Annotated in this window: 5 protein-coding genes and 1 CRISPR repeat array; all 5 genes read left to right on the top strand. The window is 32.5% G+C overall.

Going from position 1 to position 16,309, the window contains the following annotated elements; genetic code table 11:
- Position 1: 1 nt before the first annotated feature.
- The 5 genes from cas5 to cas4 are packed head-to-tail and all read left to right on the top strand — an operon-like array spanning position 2 to position 5,115.
- Positions 2-778, top strand: a complete 777-nt coding sequence (cas5, locus tag PLE33_06960) for a CRISPR-associated protein Cas5 (GenBank protein HPS60988.1) — start codon at positions 2-4, stop codon at positions 776-778.
- Complete coding sequence (gene cas3, locus PLE33_06965; GenBank protein HPS60989.1) at positions 775-3,186, top strand: CRISPR-associated helicase Cas3'; 2,412 nt, start codon at positions 775-777, stop codon at positions 3,184-3,186. Before cas5 ends, cas3 begins: the two co-directional genes overlap by 4 nt.
- Complete coding sequence (gene cas1 / locus PLE33_06970; protein ID HPS60990.1) at positions 3,186-4,244, top strand: CRISPR-associated endonuclease Cas1; 1,059 nt, start codon at positions 3,186-3,188, stop codon at positions 4,242-4,244. Before cas3 ends, cas1 begins: the two co-directional genes overlap by 1 nt.
- A complete protein-coding gene (cas2, locus tag PLE33_06975; protein HPS60991.1) occupies positions 4,238-4,528 on the top strand; it encodes a CRISPR-associated endonuclease Cas2 in 291 nt (96 codons plus the stop codon). Before cas1 ends, cas2 begins: the two co-directional genes overlap by 7 nt.
- Positions 4,525-5,115, top strand: a complete 591-nt coding sequence (gene cas4 / locus PLE33_06980) for a CRISPR-associated protein Cas4 (GenBank protein HPS60992.1) — start codon at positions 4,525-4,527, stop codon at positions 5,113-5,115. Before cas2 ends, cas4 begins: the two co-directional genes overlap by 4 nt.
- A 363-nt stretch (positions 5,116-5,478) precedes the next feature.
- Positions 5,479-16,294: a CRISPR direct-repeat array (repeat unit 38 nt; unit sequence ATTTTTATCCTACTATCCATTAAAACAAGGATTGAAAC).
- Positions 16,295-16,309 lie beyond the last annotated feature (15 nt).

Here is a 16,309-nt window from a genome sequence, read left to right on the forward strand (position 1 = left end):
TATGAATATTCTTAAAAATTCAAATAGGATTTTAGAGCTGAAGCTGGCAGGTAAATTTGCGCATTTTCGTAAATTTTATACTAACGCTTCTTCTCTAACTTATTTAATTCCACCCCGAACTACTATATGCGGTTTACTGGCTTCTATTTTACAAATTGAAAGAGATGGTTATTATAATTTAATGAATTCAGGAAATATGGGTGTTGCTATTGCTTTAGTTCCTGGTATATATTATCATAAGGTATTCCAGACATTGAATTATGCTCAAGATAAAAGTAGAAAAATCCCCATAAATGATCTTTCCGCTCATAAACAATGTCGTTTGGAACTATTAAAAGCTCAGGGTTCCAAAGAATTGGAATGGATACTCTTTATTTGTTTTAATACAGAAGACAAGGACTTAACCGTATTGGAAAATAGGATTTTAAGAAAAAATTTCGGTTATGGTCTATCTTTAGGACAAAGACAGTTTATTGCCCATCTGGAATTAATTAGAACCTATAACCAAGGTGAATTTGAAACAATCTCTGAATCTGATTATCTGGATTCCGCAATAGAAAGAGAATTGATAGAAGAGATTACTTCCCAGGATTGTGATTTAATTATGGAAAGAATGCCTCTGGAACAGGAATTGATAAGTGAAAAAAGAAAAAGTTATCGCCAAACCAACCGCTTTGGCAATATAGTTTTAGAAGCAAACGGAAAAAGAATTTTCGGTAAGTTCAAAGATTTGGTTGAATTACATAATAACCAAAGAACCAGAATATCTTTTTTATGATTATTTCCCATCCTGCAAAAAATGGATATCAGGAAAAGCTTTTGGTAGATCATTTAGCTGAAGTAGCTTCTAATGCTAAAGAGATGATCCAAAAGCTTTCCCTGAATTTAAATACGACAACTAAAGATAAGATAGCTTCTGTTGCTGAAAAAATTGGTATAATGCATGATTTAGGGAAAGCATCTTCTTATTTCCAAAACTATATCCGGGGTGGAAAACAAAATAACTTAAGCCATCATAGTTTTATCTCGGCAGTTATAACATATTTTAATTTTAACTCCTGGAACGAATTTTCCTTTTTTGCTCCCCTTGCCTTTAAATGTGTGCAAAAACATCATAGTAACTTAAGTTCTTTTTATAGTGAAGGACTGGATAATGCAGCTCTTATCAATGAGACGCTTACAATCTATAAAAGTGTATTGGACAACATAAATAACGATGTTGGACTAACAAAACTCCTACAAAAGCACAATATCAGCTTGCCGGATTTGTCTTATAGTTCTTTTCAGCTTTTGAATGATAATTTGGATGATTTTTCTCTTACTTATTCTCCAGCCAATATTGATGATACAATAGAATCATTTCTTATTCAAAATCTATTATTCTCCGTCCTTATAGATGCCGATAAACATAATGCAGCAGGGAAAGAATATGTATATTTGGATAAGCTTAATCCTAAACTTTGCTATTCACCCGCAAAGTTAATTGCCGAAAAGAATAAGAAACAGGGAGCTTTAAATCCCTTAAGAAATCAATTTATTGCTAATATCCAAGAAAATCTTAGCATTGAACTCTCTCAGAAATTATATACTCTAACTGCTCCAACCGGAAGCGGAAAAACATTTGCTTGCATGGAATTTACTAATTGCATTCAAAACCTTGAGGATGCTTCCCGCAGAGTTATTTATTGCCTCCCCTATACTTCTATTATAGACCAAAATTATAAAGAATTTGAAAGTGTGTTACATTCTAACCTCTCTGAGCAAGCTACTTTAGATTACAGATTTATAGTAAAACATCATCATTTGGTAGATTATTCTACAGTTACAAAAGCTGAGCCAACATACAATTTGGATGAATTGCAAAAAGATACCTTGTCTATTGAATCCTGGGAATCTGCTTGCGTTATTTCTACATTTGTGCAATTGTTTCATTCCTTAATTGGCAATAGAAACGGGATGCTCCGTAAGCTGCATAATATTATTAATTCTATAATTCTTCTGGATGAAGTCCAAAACTTGCCTGCAGATTATTATCCCTTACTAAGAGTTCTATTTAAGGTGCTTGCGGAAAGATTTGATACTTTTATATTGTCTTGTTCTGCCACTCAACCCTATTTATTTCCTCAGGATACATATATAGAATTATGTCAGAAAGAACTTTTCTCAGTTCCCGATTTTAATCGTGTAAAACTTAATATTAATCTAAAGGAACAAACTTTAGATGAGTTTTGCCAGAATTACCTGGTGCTTGGAGATTCCAAGAGTATTTTAATTGTTATGAATACCAAACGCTCAGCTCTTGCTATTTATGATTTTCTTTTATCTAATTATAGTTCATCTTATCAAGTTTTCTGTTTAACAACCCTGCATATTCCTTTGCACCGTCAGGAAATTATAGAAAAAATTGGTAGTATCATTAAGGAAGAAAAGACAAAAGTAGCTTTGGTCTCTACTCAATTGATTGAAGCAGGTGTGGACATAAGTTTTCAAAAGGTATATCGTGATTTTGGCCCTTTAGATAGTATTATCCAGGTTGCAGGTAGATGTAATAGACACAATGAATTAGGTGAACTTGGCGGAGAAATGTTTTTGGTCAATTTACAAAAAGATGGTAAGTTTCTTAGCCGCTATGTATATGATAAATATCTATTATCTAAAACAAAAGAGTGTCTTGAAGGTTACACCTCCTTAGAAAGTTATCAGTTTCCTGGTATTGTAGATAACTATTATCAAAAGCTTGATGTTGGTGCAAAAGGAGAAGCTATATTAAAAGCTATCTCCGTTCTAAATTACGATCAAAACATTAAAAATCAAATACCCATTGCTGATTTTAAAATCATTACCGATAATTATGCTACTGAGACGATCTATATTCTTTGTGATGATACATCTACTAAAGCAATTTCATCTATAATAAGTAAATTAGAATACATTAAGCAGAATGAGCTTACAAAGGAGGAATTACAAAAAACAAAAACAGCTCTGGAAAAAGAATATCATTCTTTGAACTCATATCAAATAAATCTTTCCCTCAATGAACTTAACGCTATCTATGATGAATATAAGGTGAAGAAACTTAATGACCATATCTATTACATTGAGAACGAATTTGTTAATGAATTTTACGAATTCACAACTGGCTTTAAACTATATTCTACAGCTAAATCAAGCTGTCTTGCTTTCTGATGGAAGTCCATTTAAATACCTACGGTAGTTACTTACGCAAAAAAGATGATATGTTTGAATTGAGCATTGAGGACAGGAAAACCAAGCTCTCTCCGGAAAAGATATCTTCCATTGTAATTTCCAATGCTGCCATTATAACTACGGATGCTATTCAATTAGCGATGGATTATAATATAGATATTGTTTTTTTGGATAAATATGGAAATCCTTATGGCAGAATTTGGTTTCCCAAGATTGGCAGCACTGTTTTAATTCGGAGAAGGCAGCTGGAAATGTTATCTGATAATGTAGGTTTACAATTCATCAAAAACTGGGTTGCCATTAAAATAATGAATCAGTATCGTTTTGTGCAGCGCTTGCTTTCCAAGCGGGATTGTGATAAAAGCTGCTTTCAAACCCGGATGCAAAATATGCAGGAGGCAGCTATTAGTATAATGCAGGCAGAAGGTAATTTGGAAGAACTTTCCGGTTCTTTTATGGGTTGGGAAGGAGGTGCTTCCAAAAATTACTTTTCTCTTCTGGCAGAGCTTATTCCGGATGCTTATGAATTTGCAGGCAGAAGTTCGCGTCCTGCTAAAGATGCTTTCAATGCTATGCTTAATTATGGCTATGGTATGCTTTATTCCAAAGTGGAGAGAGCTTTAATTATTGCCGGTCTTGATCCCTATTTGGGTATTTTACATAGTGATAATTACAATAAGAAGTCCTTTGTCTTTGATTTTATAGAGCCCTATCGTATTTTGGTGGATGAGCCGGTATTCTATATTTTTTCCCGGCATAAATTTTCTCCGGAATTCATAGAGCCGGTTCATCAAGGTGTGTTACTTAGCACTGCAGGAAAAAAGTTCCTGGCTCCTTTGCTGCTGGAACATTTTGATGAAATTATCCGGTATCATAATAAAAACCGTAAACGCATTGATATGCTTCAAACCGATGCTCACGCCTTTGCCAATTTCTTAATTGATAAAAGAGAAAACTATCTTGAGACCTCTATAAACAGGAAATTGCAGAATTTCCTGAATAGCAATTTTGAGGACAATGGAGACGAAAAATGTTAACCTGGGTGATGTATGATATCGTTAAAGACAAAATTCGGAATAAAGTTTCCAAATGCTGTGAACAAGCCGGTATTTATAGAGTTCAATACTCTGTTTTCTTGGGGGAAATGAGCCGCACCAAATGCAAAGAATTAACCTGCAAGATAGAGGATTTAATCAATCCTGAAATTGACCGGGTTTATATTTTCCCGATGTGCAATGAGGATTTTAAAAGCTGTCATTTGCTTGGCCAGGCATTTGATCCTGAACTTATTACGAATGAAATTAAGGCATTTTTTCTGTGATAGATTTTCAGTTTATTACCCCTTCCGAAGTGATGGAATATCTCTTCTGCCCGAGATTTGTTTATTTTATGAATGTATTGAAGATTGAGCAACATGAACACAGAAGAACTCTCGTAAATAAAGGAAGAGATATCCATAAACTGAAAATGGTTCAAAATAAGGACTATTTGCGTAAAAAAGCCGGTGCTGTTGATAAACTTACCGATGTCTATCTTTCTTCCGATAAACTGAAACTGGTAGGAAAAATTGATGAAGTTCTTTTTCTTGAAGATGGTAGCGCTGCTCCTCTTGATTATAAATATGCGTTTTGGGAAAATAAGATCTATAAGACCCTTAAATATCAGCAAGTTCTATATGCGCTTCTTATAATGGAAAATTTTCAAGTTCCTGTTAATAAGGCATATATTATCTATACCAGGTCTCAAAATCATTTGGAAGAATTAGCTGTTACCCCAAAAATGCTGGATAAAGCTAAACTTACTCTTGACGAGATTTTCAAGATAATAAATATGGAAATATATCCTAAACCCGCAAAGGCAAAAAGAAAATGCTCGGACTGCACTTATCGGAATTTGTGTGCTACTTGATATAATGAGTGTTAAAAAATCTTTCTTTGCCTTTAGAGAAAAGGACTATAATATATAGTGTGTAGCTGCAAATTCTGTAGAAGAATAAAGTAAAAAATGAAATGCTACTTTTGCATTGAAAAAAACTATTATAAGCAGTTCAATGTGTATTTTTGCTGGATGCTGCTTCTTGAACCCCGAGAAGGATTTATTGCTTTTTCAGCATTTTTTTGCTCTTTTACTGGTGTATAAAGTGTTTGTGCCTGCCCGAAAGAACTTTTTGGCTCTTTCAGGAACTGGTTTTAGTGTCGTAAGAATGAATTTTGAGATTCTGAAAAACCAGTGTAATGCTTTTATTTGTGTGGCACTTATAGCAAAAGATGGATTTTTATCCTACTATCCATTAAAACAAGGATTGAAACAATCCGGAATGAAGTCGTCAATGAGTCCTGATATGAATTTTTATCCTACTATCCATTAAAACAAGGATTGAAACAGTTTAAAGTTTGTTTTTTATTCGCATCAATTTCAAATTTTTATCCTACTATCCATTAAAACAAGGATTGAAACAGCTAAATGAAGAAATTACCAAAAAAGTCGTCAATGCTATTTTTATCCTACTATCCATTAAAACAAGGATTGAAACAGCCGTTTTAAGCACTTTTATGCTGAACCAGTATAATTTTTATCCTACTATCCATTAAAACAAGGATTGAAACAATGCCTGTTTTATCTTCAACTGCTCCTATGCATATTATTTTTATCCTACTATCCATTAAAACAAGGATTGAAACATATTGAAATCAATATCTTCTGGTAATCGTTGCGAATATTTTTATCCTACTATCCATTAAAACAAGGATTGAAACATTGTCGTAGGGATTCAATGTAAATGCTTCGCTTATCCTATTTTTATCCTACTATCCATTAAAACAAGGATTGAAACTCCAGAAGTTTGAATGCGATAGAAATGATTTCCTACAATTTTTATCCTACTATCCATTAAAACAAGGATTGAAACACTCATCTTCGCCAATAGCATTGCTGTTCCATCTGATTTTTATCCTACTATCCATTAAAACAAGGATTGAAACAGGAACAATTCCTTCTCCGATTTCTCTAAAAGCAGATTTTTATCCTACTATCCATTAAAACAAGGATTGAAACCTTTTCGGGAAGCAGATTCCCGATTTGCACTCGAAGTATTTTTATCCTACTATCCATTAAAACAAGGATTGAAACAGATACTGGATGGAATGAGACTTACCGTGACCTGTCTATTTTTATCCTACTATCCATTAAAACAAGGATTGAAACTCCAAGATTTCCTTGATAGCCATTTGTTTTTACCTGTATTTTTATCCTACTATCCATTAAAACAAGGATTGAAACAAATTGACTGTATCTATGTGGCTTGACAACAACGGATTTTTATCCTACTATCCATTAAAACAAGGATTGAAACAATCTTACGACGGAAAAACCGCAAAAACACTTACCAAATTTTTATCCTACTATCCATTAAAACAAGGATTGAAACCTTCTATTTCTGGTTCAATAAACTTCCCCTTCAATCATTTTTATCCTACTATCCATTAAAACAAGGATTGAAACGCTACTCCATTACTTACAACTGCGTCATAATAAGCCATTTTTATCCTACTATCCATTAAAACAAGGATTGAAACATTGATGAATTGATACTGCTTCGTAATGAAACCAATCCATTTTTATCCTACTATCCATTAAAACAAGGATTGAAACGGAAAAACTATCCTGTTAAAATTGACTGTATCTATGTATTTTTATCCTACTATCCATTAAAACAAGGATTGAAACTGCATAAATTCAGCCTCCTTATAATTGCCATAAAACTATTTTTATCCTACTATCCATTAAAACAAGGATTGAAACCTTGGAAAACAAGCTAGCATATTACGAAAGCTTTGTATTTTTATCCTACTATCCATTAAAACAAGGATTGAAACATAGCAACTAAGGCTCTGAATGTTTTGCCCTGAATCTATTTTTATCCTACTATCCATTAAAACAAGGATTGAAACAGCTAAATGAAGAAATTACCAAAAAAGTCGTCAATGCTATTTTTATCCTACTATCCATTAAAACAAGGATTGAAACGTATCTCACTCGCTGATCCGCTTCTGGGAATGACTCGATTTTTATCCTACTATCCATTAAAACAAGGATTGAAACCTGGTCAAGCAATTGACCACAAACCTGAGCTCGTCATTTTTATCCTACTATCCATTAAAACAAGGATTGAAACTATCTGTTTTCTGAGCCTTGCATTCATAAGACTCAATTTTTATCCTACTATCCATTAAAACAAGGATTGAAACATTTAATCTGAAAAAAAGCTAAATACATAGATAAAAATTTTTATCCTACTATCCATTAAAACAAGGATTGAAACTTCTTCATTCAGCTCAGGCTGTTTATTGCTTTTTTATTTTTATCCTACTATCCATTAAAACAAGGATTGAAACAACATTGAGTAAAAGCTGCCGTTAATAGCAACTAAGGATTTTTATCCTACTATCCATTAAAACAAGGATTGAAACAGGACAGTAATAGGATTAGGATTATTGGAGAGGATAAATTTTTATCCTACTATCCATTAAAACAAGGATTGAAACAGGACAGTAATAGGATTAGGATTATTGGAGAGGATAATTTTTATCCTACTATCCATTAAAACAAGGATTGAAACGCAGGCTCATCGGGATAAAACTTCTCATTCCAAATTCATTTTTATCCTACTATCCATTAAAACAAGGATTGAAACCAATGAGTAACACAAAAAAGAAAATTGCTGCTGGTCATTTTTATCCTACTATCCATTAAAACAAGGATTGAAACTCAAAAAATAGAGGACAAATGGTTTTAATTTGTCCTCATTTTTATCCTACTATCCATTAAAACAAGGATTGAAACTCGGCTCTGGCACCACAATGGTAGCGTGTCACCAGCATTTTTATCCTACTATCCATTAAAACAAGGATTGAAACCATCTATCTCCGGCATATCAAGCCCAAGTTCATCAAATTTTTATCCTACTATCCATTAAAACAAGGATTGAAACACATTATTCCTGCTATCCCAATAATTGTCTCCGAGATTTTTATCCTACTATCCATTAAAACAAGGATTGAAACGTGCTTCTGCCTTGCTTTGCTCTATTATATTCATTAAATTTTTATCCTACTATCCATTAAAACAAGGATTGAAACTGATGTATCAAGTAGCAAAAGCAGTAAAAGAGCAGTATTTTTATCCTACTATCCATTAAAACAAGGATTGAAACCCGGGTATCTTTTCTGCATTTCTTCTTTTGTATATTCATTTTTATCCTACTATCCATTAAAACAAGGATTGAAACTATGCTTATCTCGGGAAAAAGCATAATATGCCTGTATGATTTTTATCCTACTATCCATTAAAACAAGGATTGAAACTGTCTCATTGAACATCACTCCAGCTCGCCTTAATCGAATTTTTATCCTACTATCCATTAAAACAAGGATTGAAACATTCAAAATCTATAGCAAAGACCCCCTGCGCAACTAAATTTTTATCCTACTATCCATTAAAACAAGGATTGAAACAAACTATCTTAGCCATATTATGCGTCCCATGGCATGATTTTTATCCTACTATCCATTAAAACAAGGATTGAAACCAGGGATAGATCATCGGGGAAAAGGTCTTACAGTGATTTTTATCCTACTATCCATTAAAACAAGGATTGAAACAATGCGGAGATCAATATAGCGATTACGGTCTGTAGTCATTTTTATCCTACTATCCATTAAAACAAGGATTGAAACTACAGTAATATTAGTGCCCAAGAAACAGGCTGAAAGATTTTTATCCTACTATCCATTAAAACAAGGATTGAAACATGTTTTGATTATCTGTATCCGGTTTAATTTCCGGATTTTTATCCTACTATCCATTAAAACAAGGATTGAAACTCCCGGTGTAGTAGAAGTAATAGTAAGGAAAAACAATTTTTATCCTACTATCCATTAAAACAAGGATTGAAACCATCAATATACACAAAATAAAGGTCAAGCATAATGCTATTTTTATCCTACTATCCATTAAAACAAGGATTGAAACACAAATAATTAATGCTGATTATATTGTCTATATGAAAATTTTTATCCTACTATCCATTAAAACAAGGATTGAAACAGAAATATAATAAACCTAAACAAAATCAAAGAAAATGATTTTTATCCTACTATCCATTAAAACAAGGATTGAAACTTTTCATCAGAAGAAAAAGATAATGTAATGAAAAAAAATTTTTATCCTACTATCCATTAAAACAAGGATTGAAACGAGAAAGAAACTGATGCCTACATTATTCCGATTTACCAAATTTTTATCCTACTATCCATTAAAACAAGGATTGAAACCAAGAACGGTCTATCAATAATGTAATAGTTTACACCATTTTTATCCTACTATCCATTAAAACAAGGATTGAAACATCAAAGAGAATATTCGCAATGGCAAGACTTTGATATTTTTATCCTACTATCCATTAAAACAAGGATTGAAACATTGAAAGTTCCAAGACCCAGATCACGATAAATCAAATTTTTATCCTACTATCCATTAAAACAAGGATTGAAACAGGGCGTGGCAACAGATGCAAGCAATAATCCTATCAATTTTTATCCTACTATCCATTAAAACAAGGATTGAAACTCAATCTTTTGCTACTCTCTGCACAGAAGGATTCCCATTTTTATCCTACTATCCATTAAAACAAGGATTGAAACTATGCGACACGAAGTTGACGGCAAAACTCAAATCAATTTTTATCCTACTATCCATTAAAACAAGGATTGAAACATGTTCATTATAACCTCTTGTGCATAAAATAATCAATATTTTTATCCTACTATCCATTAAAACAAGGATTGAAACCAAGCGTGGCAGAAGATGCTATGAAGCAGATTACTATTTTTATCCTACTATCCATTAAAACAAGGATTGAAACATATCAACTCCGATTTCATCCATTGGATTATTTTCATTTTTATCCTACTATCCATTAAAACAAGGATTGAAACGCCCCAAAAGCGGGTCTGCAAGAGAAATGCCAAGAATTTTTATCCTACTATCCATTAAAACAAGGATTGAAACCAAATCTTGAATATACATCCCCAGTGAACCAACTGCATTTTTATCCTACTATCCATTAAAACAAGGATTGAAACATGAAACATTGCCTGAAGCAATATCTCATAATCCAGATTTTTATCCTACTATCCATTAAAACAAGGATTGAAACAATACAGGTGAATTATATTTGAACTCAATCATCTTGATTTTTATCCTACTATCCATTAAAACAAGGATTGAAACGTGATTGATATCAATCCCGCTTCGAGTGCGTTTCACTATTTTTATCCTACTATCCATTAAAACAAGGATTGAAACTCCGGGAATCCTTCTGTGCAGAGAGTAGCAAAAGATATTTTTATCCTACTATCCATTAAAACAAGGATTGAAACTTCAAGGCGTTACTGACGGCACTTTCACATTATCGGGATTTTTATCCTACTATCCATTAAAACAAGGATTGAAACCACCTATAGTAGGTCTGATTTCCAGAGTAGCACCCGATTTTTATCCTACTATCCATTAAAACAAGGATTGAAACCGTCCACTTTTTGAGGTATAATTCCTTCTCCGATTTCATTTTTATCCTACTATCCATTAAAACAAGGATTGAAACAGAGTTTCATCGGTTTCAACATCAGCCAAGATGTCATTTTTATCCTACTATCCATTAAAACAAGGATTGAAACTATATATCCTTGAAGGTTGCCGGGTATCTTTTTTGCATTTTTATCCTACTATCCATTAAAACAAGGATTGAAACCCTACAATGACAATGACTACAAATTCAAGCAATAAAATTTTTATCCTACTATCCATTAAAACAAGGATTGAAACCTTTCTAATTTCTTAATTTCAAAATCAATAGCTAAAAATTTTTATCCTACTATCCATTAAAACAAGGATTGAAACATCTGTCTGCTTCGCCAAAACTACCGGCATAAAGTAATTTTTATCCTACTATCCATTAAAACAAGGATTGAAACTCAAACAAATCAGTAATGGCAGATATGATATTATCAATTTTTATCCTACTATCCATTAAAACAAGGATTGAAACCAAAAGAATTTTCGCTAAATTGGCAGAATTATGCTTTATTTTTATCCTACTATCCATTAAAACAAGGATTGAAACGGACAAGTAATAGCGCAGAGAAGTGGCTCATCTGGTATTTTTATCCTACTATCCATTAAAACAAGGATTGAAACAGGATTAGGATTATTTCATCAATTGGGATTAGGAAAATTTTTATCCTACTATCCATTAAAACAAGGATTGAAACTGGAGATTAACGACTCACACTATGCCACGATCATCAATTTTTATCCTACTATCCATTAAAACAAGGATTGAAACCAGCAGATGATATGAATGCTTTGATTGATGCAGTAGATTTTTATCCTACTATCCATTAAAACAAGGATTGAAACTCAGAAGCGAACCTGTATTAGTATCTGTTCCTATTATTTTTATCCTACTATCCATTAAAACAAGGATTGAAACTCCTCTAATGCAGATAAAATATATTTTTGTGCTTCAATTTTTATCCTACTATCCATTAAAACAAGGATTGAAACTCTATATCAGTAATCTGAGCTGTTTTGTTCCCTTGATTTTTATCCTACTATCCATTAAAACAAGGATTGAAACAATTAGCTGACCAGCTACCGGGGCTTCCCTCTTGCCATATTTTTATCCTACTATCCATTAAAACAAGGATTGAAACTTACAGAAAAAAGGAAAGAAAGGAAAGCGATGAGGAATTTTTATCCTACTATCCATTAAAACAAGGATTGAAACCAAAAGAGAAACAAGATGAGAATACTAAAAATTGTAATTTTTATCCTACTATCCATTAAAACAAGGATTGAAACTCGCTACTTCTACCTTCCCCCCTCGCACAATCGTATATATTTTTATCCTACTATCCATTAAAACAAGGATTGAAACTTAATATGCCCGTAAGGATGTTCTATTCCCCGATAACATTTTTATCCTACTATCCATTAAAACAAGGATTGAAACTTTTTCATAATCGCCTCCGCTCTATCCATTGTTCCAATTTTTATCCTACTATCCATTAAAACAAGGATTGAAACTTAATATGCCCGTAAGGATGTTCTATTCCCCGATAAATTTTTATCCTACTATCCATTAAAACAAGGATTGAAACGTTTTTCTTGTAAAACTTCATAACAAGTAGAATATCAATTTTTATCCTACTATCCATTAAAACAAGGATTGAAACTCATTTTCTATTATTCCTACAGCAAATTCAATGCATTTTTATCCTACTATCCATTAAAACAAGGATTGAAACGGATAATATCTATTTCATCTATACCAGCATCTGTAAAATTTTTATCCTACTATCCATTAAAACAAGGATTGAAACCTTGCTCCAAATCGGCAATAAGATGAATGCAGGAAGATTTTTATCCTACTATCCATTAAAACAAGGATTGAAACATAATCATTATTTCCATCGTGCTGATACCTACCATAATTTTTATCCTACTATCCATTAAAACAAGGATTGAAACTGATCAATCACGCCTTGCATTGAAAGTTTCAATTGGATTTTTATCCTACTATCCATTAAAACAAGGATTGAAACAATGTCAGGTGCGGATGGGATAGGGTAATAGTATTTGATTTTTATCCTACTATCCATTAAAACAAGGATTGAAACTTTTGCATTCATCAAGTATTTCACAGAACGGGAAAAAAATTTTTATCCTACTATCCATTAAAACAAGGATTGAAACGGATTGGTGGATAGAAGATACTTACTTGATTATCCCTATTTTTATCCTACTATCCATTAAAACAAGGATTGAAACTCACTTTCAGCCTGTTTCTTGGGCACTAATATTACCATTTTTATCCTACTATCCATTAAAACAAGGATTGAAACAAAAATATACCTTACAGGAAGAAAGCTAAATGGAAAAATTTTTATCCTACTATCCATTAAAACAAGGATTGAAACCGAATTTAGAGATGCTGATTACAAAGGTAAAGTGATTTTTATCCTACTATCCATTAAAACAAGGATTGAAACCAGACCAAAACGCAGAAATCGGGATACTATCATCAATATTTTTATCCTACTATCCATTAAAACAAGGATTGAAACACCTTTTGATAGCGAACTGTAAACTTACCAGTTCTATTTTTATCCTACTATCCATTAAAACAAGGATTGAAACATAGTATTCCTGGTGCTCCGATAGTTTATTCCTGCCATATTTTTATCCTACTATCCATTAAAACAAGGATTGAAACTAATCCTCTACTACCGTAAGTTCGGGAGCTTTATCATTTTTATCCTACTATCCATTAAAACAAGGATTGAAACCTAACAACATATAGTATGCAACCTGAAGCTGATACTATTTTTATCCTACTATCCATTAAAACAAGGATTGAAACGGAGTGAGAGGACGGCTCTCCGATACTCCTCGGTTAATTTTTATCCTACTATCCATTAAAACAAGGATTGAAACTGTAGAAAAACTCCTCTTTAACCTCATCCATTGCTTGATTTTTATCCTACTATCCATTAAAACAAGGATTGAAACTGTAGAAAAAACTCCTCTTTAACCTCATCCATTGCTATTTTTATCCTACTATCCATTAAAACAAGGATTGAAACCTGATTGCACACCTTCCGTTCCTACTCTTACAACTATATTTTTATCCTACTATCCATTAAAACAAGGATTGAAACTTTCATACTACCTGAAAAAGATATAAAGAAAATCAATTTTTATCCTACTATCCATTAAAACAAGGATTGAAACAAGAGCTAACGCGGTTTTCCCTACAGAAGGTCTTGCATTTTTATCCTACTATCCATTAAAACAAGGATTGAAACCCATTCTCCCTGTATCAGTAAGGGTGACTTGCTCCGATTTTTATCCTACTATCCATTAAAACAAGGATTGAAACTAATTATATACTTCTCTTTGTATTGAAAAATCGTCGTATTTTTATCCTACTATCCATTAAAACAAGGATTGAAACATGACTGAGTATGGGGAAGTGTGCCATACTATGCTAAGTATTTTTATCCTACTATCCATTAAAACAAGGATTGAAACGATTGATAATTGCGGATTCTTCGCTCTGTGCTACGGATTTTTATCCTACTATCCATTAAAACAAGGATTGAAACGAAGTATTCATGAACTTGCTGATAAGCTCTTGTAAAATTTTTATCCTACTATCCATTAAAACAAGGATTGAAACATCAGTCAAAATTGCAACCCCAGATTGCTCTTATGATTTTTATCCTACTATCCATTAAAACAAGGATTGAAACCTTCATAGCTCCCTCAAAATTAGAGGGCTTAATGTTATTTTTATCCTACTATCCATTAAAACAAGGATTGAAACCCCATTGTTCAGTATCATCATCTCCATCAATGGTATCATTTTTATCCTACTATCCATTAAAACAAGGATTGAAACCTTGCGAGGAATGATTTAAAACTTAACCAGATCATATTTTTATCCTACTATCCATTAAAACAAGGATTGAAACTAAACGATTACGGGAAAATTAAAGTTGGAGATATAAATTTTTATCCTACTATCCATTAAAACAAGGATTGAAACATTCCTTCTGTGATAGGGTTCATCATAAAATGACGCATTTTTATCCTACTATCCATTAAAACAAGGATTGAAACAATGAAGCAATGAACCTTATAGCGGATAGCCAAAAAATTTTTATCCTACTATCCATTAAAACAAGGATTGAAACAAGAGGCAGGGATAGAAGACCTTATAAAATATAGGAGTATTTTTATCCTACTATCCATTAAAACAAGGATTGAAACCTAATCACCATTACGCCTAAAGGATTAAGGTTTTCCATTTTTATCCTACTATCCATTAAAACAAGGATTGAAACCAAATAAAAGTCCCGCGTGAACCACCAAACAGTTTTATTTTTATCCTACTATCCATTAAAACAAGGATTGAAACTGAGACAATGGCTTATTTTCTCCACTGTTCCCTGGAATTTTTATCCTACTATCCATTAAAACAAGGATTGAAACAAACAAGGATTGAAACCAATATATCTTCACAATAATATTTTTATCCTACTATCCATTAAAACAAGGATTGAAACACCGATAAAAGCATTCATGTTCCGGAGGGGAACCTTAATATTTTTATCCTACTATCCATTAAAACAAGGATTGAAACGTAATCCAAAAGGTTTCCCTGGGTTGTATCAGATTATTATTTTTATCCTACTATCCATTAAAACAAGGATTGAAACTCCAAGCAGCAACTGGAACCTTAGGGACGAATAAAATATTTTTATCCTACTATCCATTAAAACAAGGATTGAAACTTTCTTTGTGCTGCTGTTTCTTGGGCAGAAATAATATTTTTATCCTACTATCCATTAAAACAAGGATTGAAACGTCAATGATATTAGGGATTTAACCCCGAAATTACAAGGATTTTTATCCTACTATCCATTAAAACAAGGATTGAAACTCAGGTCTTTTATATCGGGAAATGTAGAAGTAACAAATTTTTATCCTACTATCCATTAAAACAAGGATTGAAACTATTCGGTAACACTTTTCTCACACTCTCTATCAGCATTTTTATCCTACTATCCATTAAAACAAGGATTGAAACTAGAGTTTTTTTTCACCGACTCCCAGTCGCAAAAGTCATTTTTATCCTACTATCCATTAAAACAAGGATTGAAACCACTAAAGTTCTTGATTTCAATTTCTACCGGACTTTTATTTTTATCCTACTATCCATTAAAACAAGGATTGAAACTGGATAATATTGCCGAGATACGTAGTCCGAGGGGCTATTTTTATCCTACTATCCATTAAAACAAGGATTGAAACCATTTCAATCCGGAAAAAATATGGAGGTGGCTCGTATTTTTATCCTACTATCCATTAAAACAAGGATTGAAACAAAGACAAGTAAACACTAGTTTTTTTTGTGTTTTTCTATTTTTATCCTACTATCCATTAAAACAAGGATTGAAACCATTTCAATCCGGAA

Origin of the sequence: Candidatus Cloacimonas sp., from assembly GCA_035403355.1 — a bacterium.
Lineage (GTDB): Bacteria > Cloacimonadota > Cloacimonadia > Cloacimonadales > Cloacimonadaceae > Cloacimonas.